The organism is Hymenobacter profundi (assembly GCF_019334315.1).
Classification (GTDB): domain Bacteria; phylum Bacteroidota; class Bacteroidia; order Cytophagales; family Hymenobacteraceae; genus Hymenobacter; species Hymenobacter profundi.
Window position 1 is genome coordinate 1 of record NZ_JAHWGL010000221.1, and the last position, 585, is coordinate 585.

Consider the following 585-nt stretch of genomic DNA (forward strand, 5'->3'; position numbering starts at 1 on the left):
CAATTATTTTTTTGGTGAGAGTTTTAACTTCTAAAACAGATGTTTTAGAAGTTAAAACTCCAACCTTCATAACTAACTGATTATCAGAACACTTCAAAAAACCGCTCTTAACTCTTACGAAGTAGGCAACAGGAATGCAATTCCTGTTGCCACTTCGTAACCACGGTCGCGCCGTTCGCAGACTAACTTCTTTTCAAATGCTCATTCCACCATCTCGGCTTTGCTCTCTACTTCGGACTAGGTCTCGCTGCTGGGTGCGTTGCACGGCCTGCTCATACGCTTGCTTCAGTGGTACTCCCCCTGGCTTCAGTTCGCCCAGCGCAAACCGGCTTCCGGTCTCGAGGTGGCGGAGCTGGCTGCGTTTGGTGTCCGGGTCCTGCTGGTAGTCGTAGCCCGGCAGACGACGCAACTGCTCGGTTAGGTCACTCACCTTCCGCATGGGCGCTTTCAAGAGCTGCGCTACCTGGTCTTCCACCTTCGCTTGTTCCTCGGCCCGCACCTGGCGACCTAGAGCTAGTACTTCGGCCGGTGGCGTTTCTCCCTGGGCCGCCCACACGGCCGCCCGCGTGGCCGCATCCTGGAAGA

1 protein-coding gene is annotated in these 585 nt (G+C 54.7%); it reads right to left on the reverse strand.

Annotation, left to right across the window (positions count from 1 at the left end; all coding sequences use genetic code 11):
• Positions 1 to 193: 193 nt before the first annotated feature.
• The coding region (locus KYK14_RS22005) for a hypothetical protein (RefSeq protein ID WP_219161777.1) at positions 194 to 585 on the reverse strand (392 nt) is incomplete at its 5' end.